This is a genomic window from Pseudarthrobacter sp. O4, assembly GCF_050157025.1.
In the GTDB taxonomy this organism is placed as follows: Bacteria; Actinomycetota; Actinomycetes; order Actinomycetales; family Micrococcaceae; genus Arthrobacter.
Window position 1 is genome coordinate 2161425 of sequence record NZ_CP189591.1, and the last position, 13442, is coordinate 2174866.

General features: G+C 67.1%; 10 protein-coding genes, 1 tRNA gene and 2 pseudogenes. 6 read left to right on the plus strand and 7 right to left on the minus strand.

Translation table 11 applies throughout. The features are described from left to right. Positions 1–50 precede the first annotated feature (50 nt). Positions 51–392 (minus strand): hypothetical protein, encoded by a 342-nt coding sequence (locus ACQCSU_RS09950; RefSeq protein ID WP_426979566.1) that lies wholly within the window; start codon positions 390–392, stop codon positions 51–53. A 440-nt stretch (positions 393–832) separates the two neighbouring features. Here ACQCSU_RS09950 and ACQCSU_RS09955 point away from each other — a divergent pair. The 3 genes from ACQCSU_RS09955 (at position 833) to ACQCSU_RS09965 (ending at position 2324) form a co-directional block, all read left to right on the plus strand. Then, positions 833–906, plus strand: a tRNA-Gly gene (locus tag ACQCSU_RS09955). A 111-nt stretch (positions 907–1017) separates the two neighbouring features. Beyond that, entirely contained in the window at positions 1018–1167 is a 150-nt protein-coding gene (locus ACQCSU_RS09960) for a hypothetical protein (protein WP_426979567.1), read from the plus strand. Beyond that, positions 1164–2324: a N(5)-(carboxyethyl)ornithine synthase gene (locus ACQCSU_RS09965; protein ID WP_426979568.1), complete on the plus strand. Its 1161-nt coding sequence runs from the start codon at positions 1164–1166 to the stop codon at positions 2322–2324. The genes ACQCSU_RS09960 and ACQCSU_RS09965 overlap by 4 nt, the downstream gene beginning before the upstream one ends. Before the next feature lie 167 nt (positions 2325–2491). Here the strand turns inward: ACQCSU_RS09965 and ACQCSU_RS09970 are convergent, their stop codons facing one another. From ACQCSU_RS09970 to ACQCSU_RS09985, 4 genes and pseudogenes are all read right to left on the minus strand, one after another. Then, a complete protein-coding gene (locus ACQCSU_RS09970; protein ID WP_426979569.1) occupies positions 2492–3436 on the minus strand; it encodes an ROK family protein in 945 nt (314 codons plus the stop codon). Further along, positions 3433–4242 (minus strand): ABC transporter ATP-binding protein, encoded by an 810-nt coding sequence (locus tag ACQCSU_RS09975; RefSeq protein ID WP_426979757.1) that lies wholly within the window; start codon positions 4240–4242, stop codon positions 3433–3435. Before ACQCSU_RS09975 ends, ACQCSU_RS09970 begins: the two co-directional genes overlap by 4 nt. Positions 4243–4353: 111 nt before the next feature. Continuing rightward, a pseudogene (locus ACQCSU_RS09980) lies at positions 4354–4407 on the minus strand (hypothetical protein); the annotation flags it as partial. Further along, positions 4383–5300: pseudogene (locus tag ACQCSU_RS09985) on the minus strand (MFS transporter); the annotation flags it as partial. The pseudogenes ACQCSU_RS09985 and ACQCSU_RS09980, both read right to left, overlap by 25 nt. A 140-nt stretch (positions 5301–5440) precedes the next feature. Here ACQCSU_RS09985 and ACQCSU_RS09990 point away from each other — a divergent pair. Further along, positions 5441–6295 (plus strand): LysR substrate-binding domain-containing protein, encoded by an 855-nt coding sequence (locus tag ACQCSU_RS09990; RefSeq protein ID WP_426979570.1) that lies wholly within the window; start codon positions 5441–5443, stop codon positions 6293–6295. A 243-nt stretch (positions 6296–6538) separates the two neighbouring features. Then, on the plus strand, positions 6539–6898 hold the full coding sequence (locus ACQCSU_RS09995) for a hypothetical protein (protein ID WP_426979571.1): 360 nt from the start codon (positions 6539–6541) through the stop codon (positions 6896–6898). 94 nt (positions 6899–6992) lie between these two features. Here the strand turns inward: ACQCSU_RS09995 and ACQCSU_RS10000 are convergent, their stop codons facing one another. Both ACQCSU_RS10000 and ACQCSU_RS10005 read right to left on the minus strand, forming a co-directional pair. Beyond that, entirely contained in the window at positions 6993–10526 is a 3534-nt protein-coding gene (locus ACQCSU_RS10000) for a proline dehydrogenase family protein (RefSeq protein WP_426979572.1), read from the minus strand. Positions 10527–10831: 305 nt separating this feature from the next. Beyond that, a complete protein-coding gene (locus ACQCSU_RS10005; RefSeq protein WP_426979573.1) occupies positions 10832–12295 on the minus strand; it encodes an amino acid permease in 1464 nt (487 codons plus the stop codon). Between the two features lie 141 nt (positions 12296–12436). On the opposite strand from ACQCSU_RS10005, the gene ACQCSU_RS10010 reads away from it, so the two are divergent. Further along, entirely contained in the window at positions 12437–13360 is a 924-nt protein-coding gene (locus ACQCSU_RS10010) for a LysR family transcriptional regulator (RefSeq protein ID WP_426979574.1), read from the plus strand. The last annotated feature ends 82 nt before the right edge of the window (positions 13361–13442 follow it).

The window sequence follows — 13442 nt, forward strand, 5'->3', positions numbered from 1 at the left end:
ACGCTGCTGCAGTATCCGCTCGCATGAGCTTTTTCAGAGGTCGCTCAGGCCTACGCCTTTGTCATCAAGTCGCCGGCCGAGATCGGCATGTCTGCCGCCTGGATAGTGGCGTTGCCCTGGAGGCGGTGTCCGATCCAGCGCAGCTGAAGGTCCGGGACGGCGTCAATGCCGGAGGTGGCGGCAAGGGCCGACCGGGCCCTCTCCAGAAGGTCTGGTTCGATGCCGTCCATCAGCCGCCGGCCGGCCGTCCGGACCGTTCCCCACAGCAAAATGATAATTGCTGCCGCGATCAGCAAACCCACGATCAGGTCGGCCAGCGGGAAGCAGGCCCACACCCCGAGACGGGCAAGGCGCCGCCGTTGGAGCCCCGTACAAGCCGTAGATGGTCCCAATCAGCTGCTGGTGCCGCCGGGGCCTGCCGGGGAACGGCGTTTCCGCCAGCAGGCTCCGCGTCCAGCGCCGGCGTGGAATCTTCTAGCACCGTCGGGCTTCCCTCCGAAGAACAGTCATGGATCGAGGCTATAGATTCCTGCGGGCTCCGGGAGTCAGGCCGCTCCGCTGACCGCTGCAGCGCCGCCTCGGCGGCGGCGTAGCCGCCGTTGCTGTTTTCCCATGAACAAACGTCCGGGCTGGTCGGAACTTCCCTATTCCGTTCGAGTGGGGGTCCAGGACATCACGGGCAGCCCGGTGGCCGCTGCCATTCGCCGAGCGGCGGCTTTTCGCCCGGCACCACAGACAGGACGTGGCGTTGTTCAGAGACGGCCGCAGTCTGGGGTAATGTAAATCTCGTTGTTTCGCAGGGACCACGTCCAGCACTTTGGACAGTCCCGCTGCGGCTGTAGCTCAATGGTAGAGCGCTAGCTTCCCAAGCTTGATACGCGGGTTCGATTCCCGTCAGCCGCTCCATTTTCCCGCACCGCCGGCGCCGGACCCGGCGGCCATCGCGGCCGGGCCGTTAGGTCGCTACCTGTATCGTTCGAAGTCTGGAACCTCTTCGGTTCCGCTACAGGAGCGATCATGGCTGACAAGTCCCCCCGTCAAGCAGCATCCAAGAAATCCGGCAAATCCATCAAGGAAAAGCGGGCCGACAAGAGGACCGCCGCAGCGCCGCCCAGCTCCCTGGACAAGGCCACCAGCACCAAGCCGGCGAGCCCCAAAAAGAAGTGACCGGTTCCTCGAACCGCCTCACCCTCGGAGTCCTCGCCAGCACTCGAAAGCCTGACGAGCGGCGTCTCCCGATCCACCCCCTTCACCTTGACCGCATCGCACCGGAACTCCGGCAGCAGCTGATCCTGGAGGAGGGTTATGGCGAGCGGTTCGGCGTGTCGGACGCCCACCTGGCCCCGCTGGTGGGACGCATCGTGCCGCGCGCGCAGCTGCTGGCGGAGGCCGACGTCGTCCTCCTGCCCAAGCCGCAGCCCGAAGACCTCGCCGAACTCCGTGACGGGCAGGTCCTCTGGGGCTGGCCGCACTGCGTCCAGGACCGCGCCATCACCCAGCTGGCGATCGACAAGAAGCTCACGCTGATCGCCTTCGAGGCGATGAACCACTGGGCCAGCGACGGCGGCTTCGGACTGCACGTGTTCCACAAGAACAACGAACTGGCCGGCTACTGCTCCGTGCTGCATGCCCTGGCGTTGACCGGTTGCACCGGTGACTACGGCCGCCGGCTGAGCGCCGTCGTGATCGGCTTCGGCGCCACCGCCCGCGGCGCGGTGACGGCCCTGAACGCCCACGGCATCCACGACGTCCAGGTGCTGACCAACCGCGGCGTCGCCGCGGTCGGTTCGCCCATCCACTCGGTACGGATTGCGCAGTTCGACCACGACGACAAGGCGCCGTTCCTCAGCCAGGTCATCACCGAGCGCGGACGGGTGCCGCTGGCGCCGTTCCTGGCTGAGAGCGACATCGTGGTCAACTGCACGCTGCAGGACCCCAACGCGCCGCTGACCTATCTGCGCACCGAGGACCTGGACGCTTTCCGGCCCGGCAGCCTGATCGTGGATGTGTCCTGCGACGAGGGCATGGGGTTCAGCTGGGCGAAGGCCACCACGTTCACTGAGCCCATGTTCAAGGTGGGCGAGCACATCGACTACTACGCGGTGGACCACAGCCCGTCCTACCTCTGGAACTCCTCCAGCTGGGAAATCAGCGAGGCGCTGCTGCCGTTCCTGTCCACCGTGATTTCCGGTCCCGAGGCCTGGGCCGCGAATGAGACCATCCGCCGCGCGATTGAAATCCGCGACGGCGTGATCGTCAATCCGGATGTGCTGCAGTTCCAGCAGCGGGAGCCGGAGTACCCGCACTCCCCGCTGGGCGTCTAGGCACAGAGGTTATCGAGCGGTCAGCCTCGGAGCACGAGGAGATAGCAGAGCGCCTCATCAGTGGCGACGTCGAAGGATGCATTGCTGCGCTCAAGGCCAACTGGAACAACGGCACCGTCCGTCTACTGGACGACGTGGACGCCAAAACGTCGTCCGCACGCAGCTAGCTAGAGCCATTGCAGCTCGTCCGGGCGCTCCAGCGCAGTGCCCAGCAGGTCCAGGGCGATGGCGCAGGCGCCCACTGCGACCGCGTCGCTGTCGAGCTCGGAGCGCCGGATGGCGATGGGATGGCCGCTGACGGGCGGTTCCTTCTCCAGGGCATGCAGGATGGCCGGTTCCAGCAGGTCCCAGGATTGCGTCACTCCGCCGCCAACGACAACGGTGTCCGGATCGGCCAAACCTGCGACCATCAGGATGGCCCGGCCCACCGCCATTCCGGCGTCGGTGTAGACCGCGAGCGCGTGCGGATCCCCGGCCCGTGCGGCTGCGGCAATCTGCCTCGCATCCATTGCCATGCCGCAGAGTTCCTCGTACCGCCGGGCGATGGAACGCCCGGAGGCCAGTGTCTCCAAATGCCCCCGTTGGCCGCAGGTGCACAGGGCATCGCCAAAACCTGGCACGTGGCCGATCTCCCCCGCCGCCCCGTGGGCCCCGCGGACCAGCCAGCCGTTGGAGTGCACGGCTCCGCCGACGCCGGTCCCGAGGGTAATCCCCAGGACGTTCTGCCGGCGGCTGGCCGCACCCGCGGCGACTTCTCCGGCCAGAAACGCATTCACATCGTTGTCCACGGAGACGGGGACGCCCAGTTCATCGCCCAGGATGCGGGCCACCTGGGTGCCCGCCCAGTCCACGAAGGAATCGCTGGCGACAAGGATGGTTCCGTCGAGGTGGTTGATGACCCCAGCCGCGCCGACGCCGACGGCGCACAGCGCGCCGTCGGTCCCGGCCATGAGCTCCCGGGCCATGTCGGCGGCGGTGGCAACCATCGCACCGTTGCCGGCTTTGGCAGGGGTTGGCCGGGTGACCCGGCCTAGAACCCGCAGGTTCCCGTCGCAGACCACGGCCCGGGTTTTGGTTCCCCCGATGTCTATTCCAATAACCAGATCTTTCACGGTGTAACGACCAGGCTCCTGTCTTCGTTCATGGCAGCCAACCGCTCCTCGCGCCGCCTGCGCTGCACAATGGGGTCCGGCACCGGGACGGCGGAGAGCAGATCCCGGGTGTACGCGTCGCGCGGGGCGATGAGCGTGCTTTCCGTGGGGCCGGATTCGACCACCTTGCCGGAGCGCATGACAGCCACCTGCGCGGCCATCTCCTGGACCACGGCCAGATCGTGGCTGATGAACAGGCAGGCAAAGCCAATGCGCTCCTGCAGTTCTTTGAGCACGGCCAGCACGCTGGCCTGGACGGAAACGTCCAACGCGCTGGTGGCCTCGTCCGCGATCAGCAGCCGGGGCCCGAGGATCAGCGCGCGGGCAATGCTGACGCGCTGGCGCTGGCCGCCGGAGAGTTCGTGCGGGTAGCGGCCAAAGACGGCGGAGGGCAGATGCACGGCGTCGAGCAGCTCCCCCACCCGATTCGTCCGCTCGGCGGCCGAGGACCTGCTGTGCACCAGCATCGGCTCGGCAATGCAATCGGCAACACTCATGCGCGGGTCCAGGGAGGCCACGGGATCCTGGAGCACAATGCCCAGCTGGGACTGCAGCGCCTTGCGTGCCCGGCCCCGGACCTTGCCGAGGTCCTTGCCGAACAACCGCACGGTGCCGGCGGCTGGCTTGAGCAGCCCGACGGCCGTGCGGCCCGCGGTGGACTTGCCGGAGCCGGACTCCCCTACCAGCCCCAGGGTCTCCCCCTGGGCCAGGGACAGGCTCACGCCGTCGAGCGCCTTGAAGGCACGGCGGCCGGAGCCATAGACCACATCCACATTGTCCAGTTCAAGGACAGGCGCCCCGGTGCCGGCGGTGGCCGCCCGGGGCTCTTCCCGGTCCCGGGCAATGGCCAGGCGCGGCACCGCGTCCAGCAGCCGCTGGGTGTAGGGGTGCTGGGGCCGCAGCAGAACGTCCTCGACGTCGCCGATCTCCACCCGCCCAGTGCCACCAGCGCGTTCAGCAGGCCGTAGCCGCCGGCGCCGACGTCGTACACATGGTCCGCAAATGCGGCCAGCAGCACCGGCAGGCTCATCGCGAACACGGCGACGAAGCCGGCCATGAGCCAGGGCCAGTAAATGGTGGGCTTGCTGAGCGCGTAATTCAACCCCTCCCGGAGCATGCCCTTGCGCTTGGGGACGGGAGCGCTGATGTGCAACTCGTCCTTCCGCAGGGTGAGCAGCATCGCGACCGTGGAGCAGCACGCCACGGCGTTGGCGGCGAAAGCCCAGCCGGCACCCACCGCCGTGAGCAGCAGCCCGGCGACTGCCGGGCCGATCAGGCCGCCGAGCTGGAAGGTCGTGGAGTTCACACTGATGGCGTTCCGCAGGTACAGCGGGCCCACGAGTTCATTGACAAAGACCTGCCGGGCCGGCTGGTCCAGCACCGTGACCAACCCCAAGGCCAGTGCAATCGCGTAGACGTGCCAGACTTCGATCCGCTGGGTCAGTGCCAGCACCGCGAGGATTGCCGCAAGCCCGGCGGCCGCGGACTGGCACAGCATCAGGATCCTCCGCTTCGCGAAGCGGTCCGCGATCATCCCCGCCCACGGCCCGAGGAACAGCGAGGGCAGGAACTGCAGCGCCACAGTGATGCCGACGGCGGTGACGGAGCCCGAGAGCTCCAGGACCAGCCAGTCCTGGGCGATCCGCTGCATCCAGAGGGCGATCACGGCGATGAAGTGGCCGATCGCGAAGATGCGGAAATTCCGGACCCTCAGGGAAATGAACGTGTGGCGCCACGGGAGGCGCTGGGTGACGACGGCGATCGGCTGCGTGATGGTGTCCGGTAGTGGGGTCGCGTTGGCCTGTAACGGCGGAGGGGGTGCCACGAATAGTCCTCAAGGGAGCGGGTGTGCGGGGATGCCTTAACGCTAAGCTGGCCCGGACAGATTGCGGAAGCATATTCTCCGCATAACTCGCATTACGAAACGCAATGCGGCGCCCATGTGCCGCCCGGCCAGGAGTCCGCATGTTCGAACCCGCCCAGCTCCGTTCCTTCCTGGCTGTCGCCGAAACCCTGAGCTTCACCAAGGCCGCCGAACGCCTGGGCCTCGCACAGCCGACCGTGAGCCAGCATGTCCGCAAGCTAGAGGCCGCCGCGAAGCGCGTCCTCGTGGCGCGCGACACCCGCGATGTGCGCCTGACGGACAACGGCGACGCGATGGCCGGATTTGCCCGCAGCATCCTCTCCGCGCACGACGCCGCCTCCCGCTACTTCTCCGGATCCGCCATGCGCGGACGCCTGCGGTTCGGGACCGCAGACGACCTGGCCATCACGGGGCTCCCGCGGATCCTCCGGGAGTTCCGCCAGGTCTACCCCCTGATCAACCTGGAACTGACCGTGGGCCAGAGCGACCAGCTCTACAAGCGGCTCAACGCCGGCCAGCTGGACCTCGTCTTCGTCAAGTGGGTCGCCGGCGCGAAGGACGGCACAGTGGTCCAGCAGGATTCCTTCGCCTGGGTGGGCCTGGAGCAGACCGTGCTCGATCCGGCCGAGTCGGTACCGCTGATTGCCTACCCGTCGCCGAGCCTGAGCCGGAAACTCGCCATTGACGCACTGGAGTCCTCCGGCCGGACCTGGCGGATCACCTGCACCACACGCCAGATCAGCGGAGTGCTCGCGGCAGTCCGGGCGGGAATCGGCGTCGCCGTGATGCCGTCCTCCCTGGTCCCGGATGACCTGTTGGTCATCACGCGGCGTTTCGACCTGCCGCCCGTGGGCGACGTCGACTTCACCCTGATCCGCAACCCGCTGGCCAATACCGCGGTGATTGACGCCCTCACCCAGGCGATCGTGGGGCGGGCCCTCAAGCGCTCCGCCTGAGGATCCGCCCGGCCGGTGCCGCCTGGCAGGCAGAAAAGTACGGGTACTGACGGTGTACCTACTCGGAAGGCGTACTTACCCGGACCATTGATCGCACGCAGTACGTGACCTATCCTAAGAACGTTGAATGTCAAGCAGTGGCCCATGACAACGATTCGAAAATGACAACCATTCGAAAAACGAACGCTTCCTTGCGCGTCTGCCTTTCGGCAGCGGTACCGGCGGCGTTCGGGAAGGCCGACAATGACGACAGCCATAAACCGCCCACATGCTCCCGCAGCTTCGGCTGACCGCGCACTCACGCCGGTGCGTCCGCTGACTCCGGCACGGCACCACAGCGCCGCCGGCCAGCACGCTGGCCGGGGCCGCCGCGACACACACCGAGTCTCCCCGGCGGATGCCGACTTCGTAGGTAGCCCCTACTGCGAACGCTGCGGGACCGACGAATTCATCTACCTCGAGACCTTTGTCCCGGCAACGCAGCGACGGGACAGCTCCGTCAGCCGGCTGGGTGAGGTCACTTATTTCTGCTCCGGCTGCGACGACTTCTCCGCCCACGCGGTGCCGGCTTCCTGGGTGCCGCCGGGCTGGTATTTCGGCTGAGTCCCGAACCAGCGAGCCCCAAGAACTACATGAGCCGGGCGGCCACCATTGGAGGGTGGCCGCCTGGCTCGTGCTTTTTCTGGCTGGGAGCGGGCTAGATGAGCGCGTCCGAGATGTAGTTCGGGGTGCCGAAGCGGTGCGCCGTGATGCTGATGGCCTGTTCGTGCAGGAACGGCAACAGCTCAACGCGGCCGGCCTCGGTGACCGGGTGGACGTAGATCGCCACGTCCGGACGGCCGCCGGTGGCTTCGGCCAGGGCCTGCGCATCTCCGCCGATCAGCCGGATCCGGCCACCGGACAGCTTGCCCGCCTCGGCAAGGCTGCCGGCGGTCGCCAGCCACTCGGCGTCGTTCTCCACGGTGACGGCGATGCCGAGACCGGACAGCACGGCGCCCAGCCGGTCGGGGAGTTCGACGGCGGTGGACACCGTCAGCGTGGATCCCGCCTGCACGCCGGCAGCCACAGTCCGGATCAGGTAGGCGAGCGGTTCTCCTTCGGAGAGGCGCACCGTGACCGGCAGTGCCCGGTACCGGAAGATGTTGCGTTCGGCGCTCAGGCCGGAGACGTCCTTGGCGGTGCCGAACTCCTTGGCCCAGGCCATCGCGTCGGAGGCCAGCGCGCGCTGCAGCATCTGCAGTTCCTCGGCAACCAGGAAGGACTTGGCCGCGTTTTCGATCCGGCGGACACCGGCGTGCGCCGGGGTTGCACCAGCCGTGCTGGCTTTGCTGGTCCATTCGCCGAGCCCGACGAGGTAGTTGGGCCCGCCGGCCTTGGTGCCGGCGCCGACGGCGGATTTCTTCCAGCCGCCGAAGGGCTGGCGCTGGACGATGGCACCGGTGATGCCGCGGTTGACGTAGAGGTTGCCGGCCTGGACGGTGTCCAGCCAGATCCCCAGCTCTTCGGTGTTGAGCGAGTGCAGGCCGGACGTGAGGCCGTAGTCGATCTGGTTCTGGATGGCGATGGCTTCCTCCAGGGTGTCCGCGGTCATGACGCCCAGCACGGGGCCGAAGAACTCGGTGAGGTGGAAGTAGGACCCGCGCCGGACGCCGTAACGGACGCCGGGGCTCCAGAGCTTGCCGGAAACATCGAGCTTCCGGGGCTCGACGGCCCAGCTTTCGCCCTCGCCCAGGGTGGTGAGCGCGTTGAGGAGCTTGCCGTTTGCGGGTTCGATGATCGGACCCATCTGGCTGGCGGGATCCTCGGGGTAGCCGACCTTCAGCGAGGTGACGGCGTCGATCAGCTGGTTATGGAAACGCCTCGATTTGGCAACGGAGCCGACGAGGACCACCAGCGAGGCGGCGGAGCACTTCTGGCCGGCGTGGCCGAAGGCGGAGTACGCGACGTCCTTGGCTGCGAGGTCCAGGTCCGCGCTCGGGGTGACGATGATGGCGTTCTTGCCGCTCGTCTCTGCCAGCAGGGGCAGATCCTTGCGGAAGGAGCGGAACAGCTCGGCGGTCTCGTAGCCGCCGGTCAGGATGACCCGGTCCACCGCGGGGTGGGAGATCAGCTGCTGGCCGAGCTCACGCTCGCCCAGCTGGACCATGGTGAGCACCTCGCGGGGCACCCCGGCTTCCCAGAGGGCCTCGATCATCACGGCGCCGCTGCGGCGGGCCTGCTTGGCGGGCTTGATCACGACGGCGGAGCCGGCGGCGAGGGCCGCGAGGGTGGAGCCGGCCGGGATGGCCACCGGGAAGTTCCACGGCGGGGTCACCACGGTGAGCTTCGCCGGAACGAAGGTGGCGCCGTCGACGTCGTCGAGCCTGCAGGCGGACTCGGCGTAGTAGTGCGCGAAGTCCACGGCCTCGCTGACCTCGGGGTCGCCCTGGTCGATGGTCTTGCCGGTCTCGCTGGCCATGACCTCGAGCAGGTCTTCGCGGCGGGCTTCGAGCACGTCGCCGGCGCGGTGCAGGATCGCCGCACGCTGGGCGCCGGAGAGCGCGCCCCAGGCCTTGCCGCTCTCCACCGCGGTTTCGATCACGGTGTTGAGGGTTGCGGCGTCGTTGATGGTGGCGGCGTCCACGGCGGCGTTGCCGAGTGTGGAAGTGGTGACGCGGCCCAGGATGGCGCGGCCCCAGTCGCGGTTGGCGGGCAGCGAGGGGTCGGTGTCCGGGGTGTTTTCGAAGCTACGTTGTGGCTGATCGGCGTGGGGCATCGGCGCGGCCGGGAGGCTGCGGTTCTGCCGGCGGTTGGGCGGCGGGACCTCGTCGTCGAGCTGGGCGAGCGAGGCGAGGAAGCGCTGCTTCTCACGCTCGAAGAGGGATTCGTTCTCACTGAGTTCGAAGACGGCGGACATGAAGTTGTCCTGGCTGGCGCCTTCCTCGAGCCGGCGGATCAGGTAGGCGATCGCGACGTCGAACTCGGCCGGGTGGACCACCGGGGTGTAGAGGAGCAGCGAGCCGACGTCCTTCTTGACGGCTTCGGCCTGGCCCTGGGCCATCCCGAGCAGCATCTCGAACTCGATGCCGGACTCCACACCGCGCTGCTTGGCCAGCAGCCAGGCGAAGGCGATGTCGAAGAGGTTGTGGCCGGCGACGCCGATCCTGATGTTGCGGATCCGGTCCGGGTGCAGCGCGTAGTTGATGACCCGCTTGTAGTTGGTGTCCGAGTCCTGCTTGGTGCCCCAGGTGGCGAGCGGCCAGTCGTGCAGGGAGGCTTCGACCTGCTCCATCGGCAGGTTGGCGCCCTTGACGACGCGGACCTTGATCGCGGCGCCGCCGTCGGCGCGGCGGGCGACGGCCCAGTCCTGCAGGCGGATCATGGCGGCGAGGGCGTCCGGGAGGTAGGCCTGCAGCACGATGCCGGCCTCGAGGTTCTTGAATTCCGGCTTGTCCAGGATCCGGGTGAAGACCGCAATGGTCATGTCCAGGTCCTTGTATTCCTCCATGTCCAGGTTGATGAACTTCGCTTTGGGGAAGGAGGCGGCGCGGGTGAAGAGCGGGGTGAGCTTCTCCACGACGTGCTCGACGGCCTCGTCGAAGGCCCAGGCGGAGTGCGGGGCCACGGTGGAGGAGACCTTGATGGAGACGTAGTCGACGTCGGGCCGGGACAGCAGGGTGTGCGTGCCCTCGAGCCGGCGGGAGGCCTCGTGTTCGCCGAGGACGGCCTCGCCGAGGAGGTTGACGTTCAGCTTGATGCCGTCCTTGCGGATCTTGGCGATGGCCGGACCCAGCTTGGCGTCGGTCGCGTCGACAATGAGGTGGCCGACCATGTCGCGGAGCACCCGGCGGGCGATCGGGATGACCACCTGCGGCAGGACCGGGGCCATGGTGCCGCCGAGGCGGACGGCGCTGCGCATGTACCAGGGCAGGAAAGCCGGGACCTTCGGCGCCAGGGCGGCGAGGTTGCGGGCGGCGACCTGCAGGTCTTCGGGCCGGACGACGCCGTCGACGAACCCGACCGTGAAGTCGAGGCCGTTCGGGTCCTTCAGGACGCCGGCGAGCTGCTCGGCCGAGGCATCAACGGGGACCTTGGCGGCTTCGGCGAGCCAGTGGCGGACCAGTGCGGTGGTGTCCTCGGCGAGGGCTGCGGCTTCAATGACCGGGGAGCCTTCCGAGGCGGGGGCATGCGTGGCTTCGTTGCCTGCGGCGCAGCCGTTGGTCACGCCGGACTCCGTTGAAATGTTGGTCATGGCTGGCACTCGTTCTTTCTCAAAATGTGGACCGTTCTTGAATCAGTATGCGACCGGATTTTCGTAAGATAAAGCGATGATTTCTAAGCAATACAAGTTAGAAAACTCGAACGTTTGGGCTGCTGTCCGAACCGTCGGACATCTGGCGCGAAACGGCCGTTAAACAGCTCTCGGCAGGCCCAACACCCACCGATCCCGGATGCGCTATCACGTACGGTCCCCAAGAGCTCTGGATAGGGGCCGTAGGTGATAGCGCAAGGCGGGTGAGGGGTGTTGAGCCTGCCGAAAATGGCTAGATGGCAGTGCTAGCCGATGGGGCGGTGCATCTCCACGATCTCTTCGTGCCGCGGGCTGTCCGGGTTCATCAGCGAGTGCTTGCGGCCGTAGCTGAAGTAGATCACCAGACCGATAACGAGCCATACTCCGAAGCGCAGCCAGGTCTCCCAGTGCAGCTGGAGCATCAGGAACCCGGAGGCAAGCATGCCAAAGGCGGGTACCAGCGGCATAAGCGGCAGCCGGAACGTGCGCGGGGCGTCCGGCTTCTTGTACCGGAAAATGATCACCGACAGACATACGACGACGAACGCGGCCAGGATGCCGATGTTGGTCAGGTCCGCGACGGCCTTGATCGGGAAGACGCCGGCCAGCAGGGCCGCGGCGACCCCGGCGATCCAGGTGACGCGCTGCGGGGTGCCGTGGCGGTCCGTCTTGGCGAACCAGCCGGGGAGCAGCCCGTCGCGGCTCATCGAGAACCAGACGCGGGTGACACCGAGCAGGAAGGTGAGCATCACGGTCAGGATGGACAGCACGGCAAAGACGGAGATGATGGTCGCGATGACGGGCAGGCCCACGCCGTTGAACGCGGAGGCGAACCCGGCCTTGGGGTCGATGTCCTGGTAGTTCTGCATCCCCGTGAGCACCAGGGTGGCGGCGACATACAGGAGCATGGCGACGATCAGGGAGAGGATGATGGCCTTCGGCATGTGCTTCTTGCCGTCGGTCGCTTCCTCCGCGGCGGTGCTCATGGCGTCGTAGCCGAACACGGCGAAGAACACGGTGGCGGAGCCTGCAAGGACCGGGCCGAAGCCGCTGGGCATGAACGGGTTGTAGTTATTCGTGTTGATGTAGAAGAGACCGAGGCCGATGATGAACAGGATCAGGACGACCTTAATCGCCACGGCCACGAGCTCGAACCGTCCGAAGGTCTTGGTGCCGCGGGACAGGATCCAGGTCACGATGAGGCAGACCACGATCGCCGGAACGTTCACGACGCCGCCCGTGCCCTCATCCGCCGTCGACGTCATCCAGACGGGCATGTGGAGGCCGATGCCGGAGAGGAACGCGTCGAAGTAACCGGAAATGCCGATCGCCACCACGGCCACAATGGCGATGTACTCGAGCAGCAGGTCCCAGCCGATGAACCATCCGATCACCTCGCCCAGCGCCACGTAGCCATAGGTGTAGGCGGAGCCTGCCCGCGGGATCATGCCCGCAAATTCCGCGTAGGACAGCGCGGCAGCCGCCGAGGCGAGGCCCGCGATCAGGAACGAGAACAGCACCGCCGGGCCGACGCCGGGTTCCGACGCGCTGCCGTGGGCCACGAGACCCGCCAGGGAGAAGATGCCGACGCCGATGATGCCGCCGACGCCGATGGCTGTCAGCTGCCAGAGCCCGAGGCTCTTGAACAATCCGCTGTGTTTGTTCTCTTCTTCGATGTCGTCGATGGGCTTGCGCCTCATGATCGACTGGGTCAGATCTTTTGTGCTCATCAAGGACTCCTGGTCAGATGTGGTGCCCATCAATCCGCCCTGTGATGGGGGTTACTCAGTGACAACAGTATGCAAGCACGGTTGCATTAGATAAAGTGACTTCTCCTAATCAATAACCATTAGAATTCACAAAGGATCGCGATGCTCGACGTCCGGCGTTTGCGCCTGCTGCGTGAACTGAAAATCCGGGGCACCCTGGCGAAGGTCGCCGAGGCGCTCCAATACAGCCCGTCGTCGGTCTCGCAGCAGCTGGCGCTGCTGGAAAAGGAGGCCGGGGTTGAGCTTCTCAGGAAGACCGGGCGCCGCGTCCAGTTGACGCCTCAGGCCGAAGTCCTGGTGGCGCACACGGCCCAGTTGCTGGAGACCTTGGAGCAGGCGGAGGCGGATCTGGCGGCGTCGCTCACCACGGTGACCGGGACCGTGCGGATTGCCGTCTTCCAGTCGGCGGCGTTGGCGCTGATGCCCGATGCACTGACCCGGATGTCCTCGAGTTACCCCGAGGTCCGGATCGAAATGACGCAGCGCGAACCCGAAACGGCCCTCCATGAGACGTGGGCCCGGGACTTCGACCTCGTCATCGCCGAGCAGTATCCCGGCCATGCGGCGCCCCGCTACGCCGAGCTGGACCGCATCCGGCTGACAACCGACGCGATCCGGCTCGCCGTTCCGCCGCCGTCGACCAATAGGCCCCCGATCACCTCCCTGGCGGATACCGCCGAGCTGGCCTGGGTGATGGAGCCGCGTGGCGCGGCGTCGCGTCACTGGGCCGAACAGGCCTGCCGCAGCGCGGGATTCGAACCCGACGTCCGTTTCGAGACAGCGGACCTGCAGGCGCAGATCCGGCTGATCGAATCGGGCAACGCGGTGGCCCTGATGCCGGACCTCGTCTGGACCGGAAGGGGCACGGCTGCCAAGCTGATCAGTCTCCCGGGCGATCCGCACCGCACAGTCTTCACGTCCGTGCGGCGCTCGAGTGCCACGCGGCCCGCAATTCTGGCCGCCCGCGAGATCCTTGCCGAGACCGCCGCGTCCATTTCCCGGGCAACCGGGCCGGCGTCGGACTGAGCGCTCGGCCGGCCATCCGGCGTCGGCCCGTCAACTGGGCGGCGGTGTTCGCTGGCTCACAGCGCTACTGCTGGCCCGGCGC

What these genes read in the sequence shown, in the direction of transcription:
- ACQCSU_RS09960 (WP_426979567.1), top strand. Translation starts at nt 1,018, where the DNA reads ATGGCTGACAAGTCCCCCCGTCAAGCAGCATCCAAGAAATCCGGCAAA.
- ACQCSU_RS09990 (WP_426979570.1), top strand. Translation starts at nt 5,441, where the DNA reads ATGTTCGAACCCGCCCAGCTCCGTTCCTTCCTGGCTGTCGCCGAAACC.
- ACQCSU_RS10000 (WP_426979572.1), bottom strand. Translation starts at nt 10,526, where the DNA reads ATGACCAACATTTCAACGGAGTCCGGCGTGACCAACGGCTGCGCCGCA.
- ACQCSU_RS10005 (WP_426979573.1), bottom strand. Translation starts at nt 12,295, where the DNA reads ATGAGCACAAAAGATCTGACCCAGTCGATCATGAGGCGCAAGCCCATC.
- ACQCSU_RS09995 (WP_426979571.1), top strand. Translation starts at nt 6,539, where the DNA reads ATGACGACAGCCATAAACCGCCCACATGCTCCCGCAGCTTCGGCTGAC.
- ACQCSU_RS10010 (WP_426979574.1), top strand. Translation starts at nt 12,437, where the DNA reads ATGCTCGACGTCCGGCGTTTGCGCCTGCTGCGTGAACTGAAAATCCGG.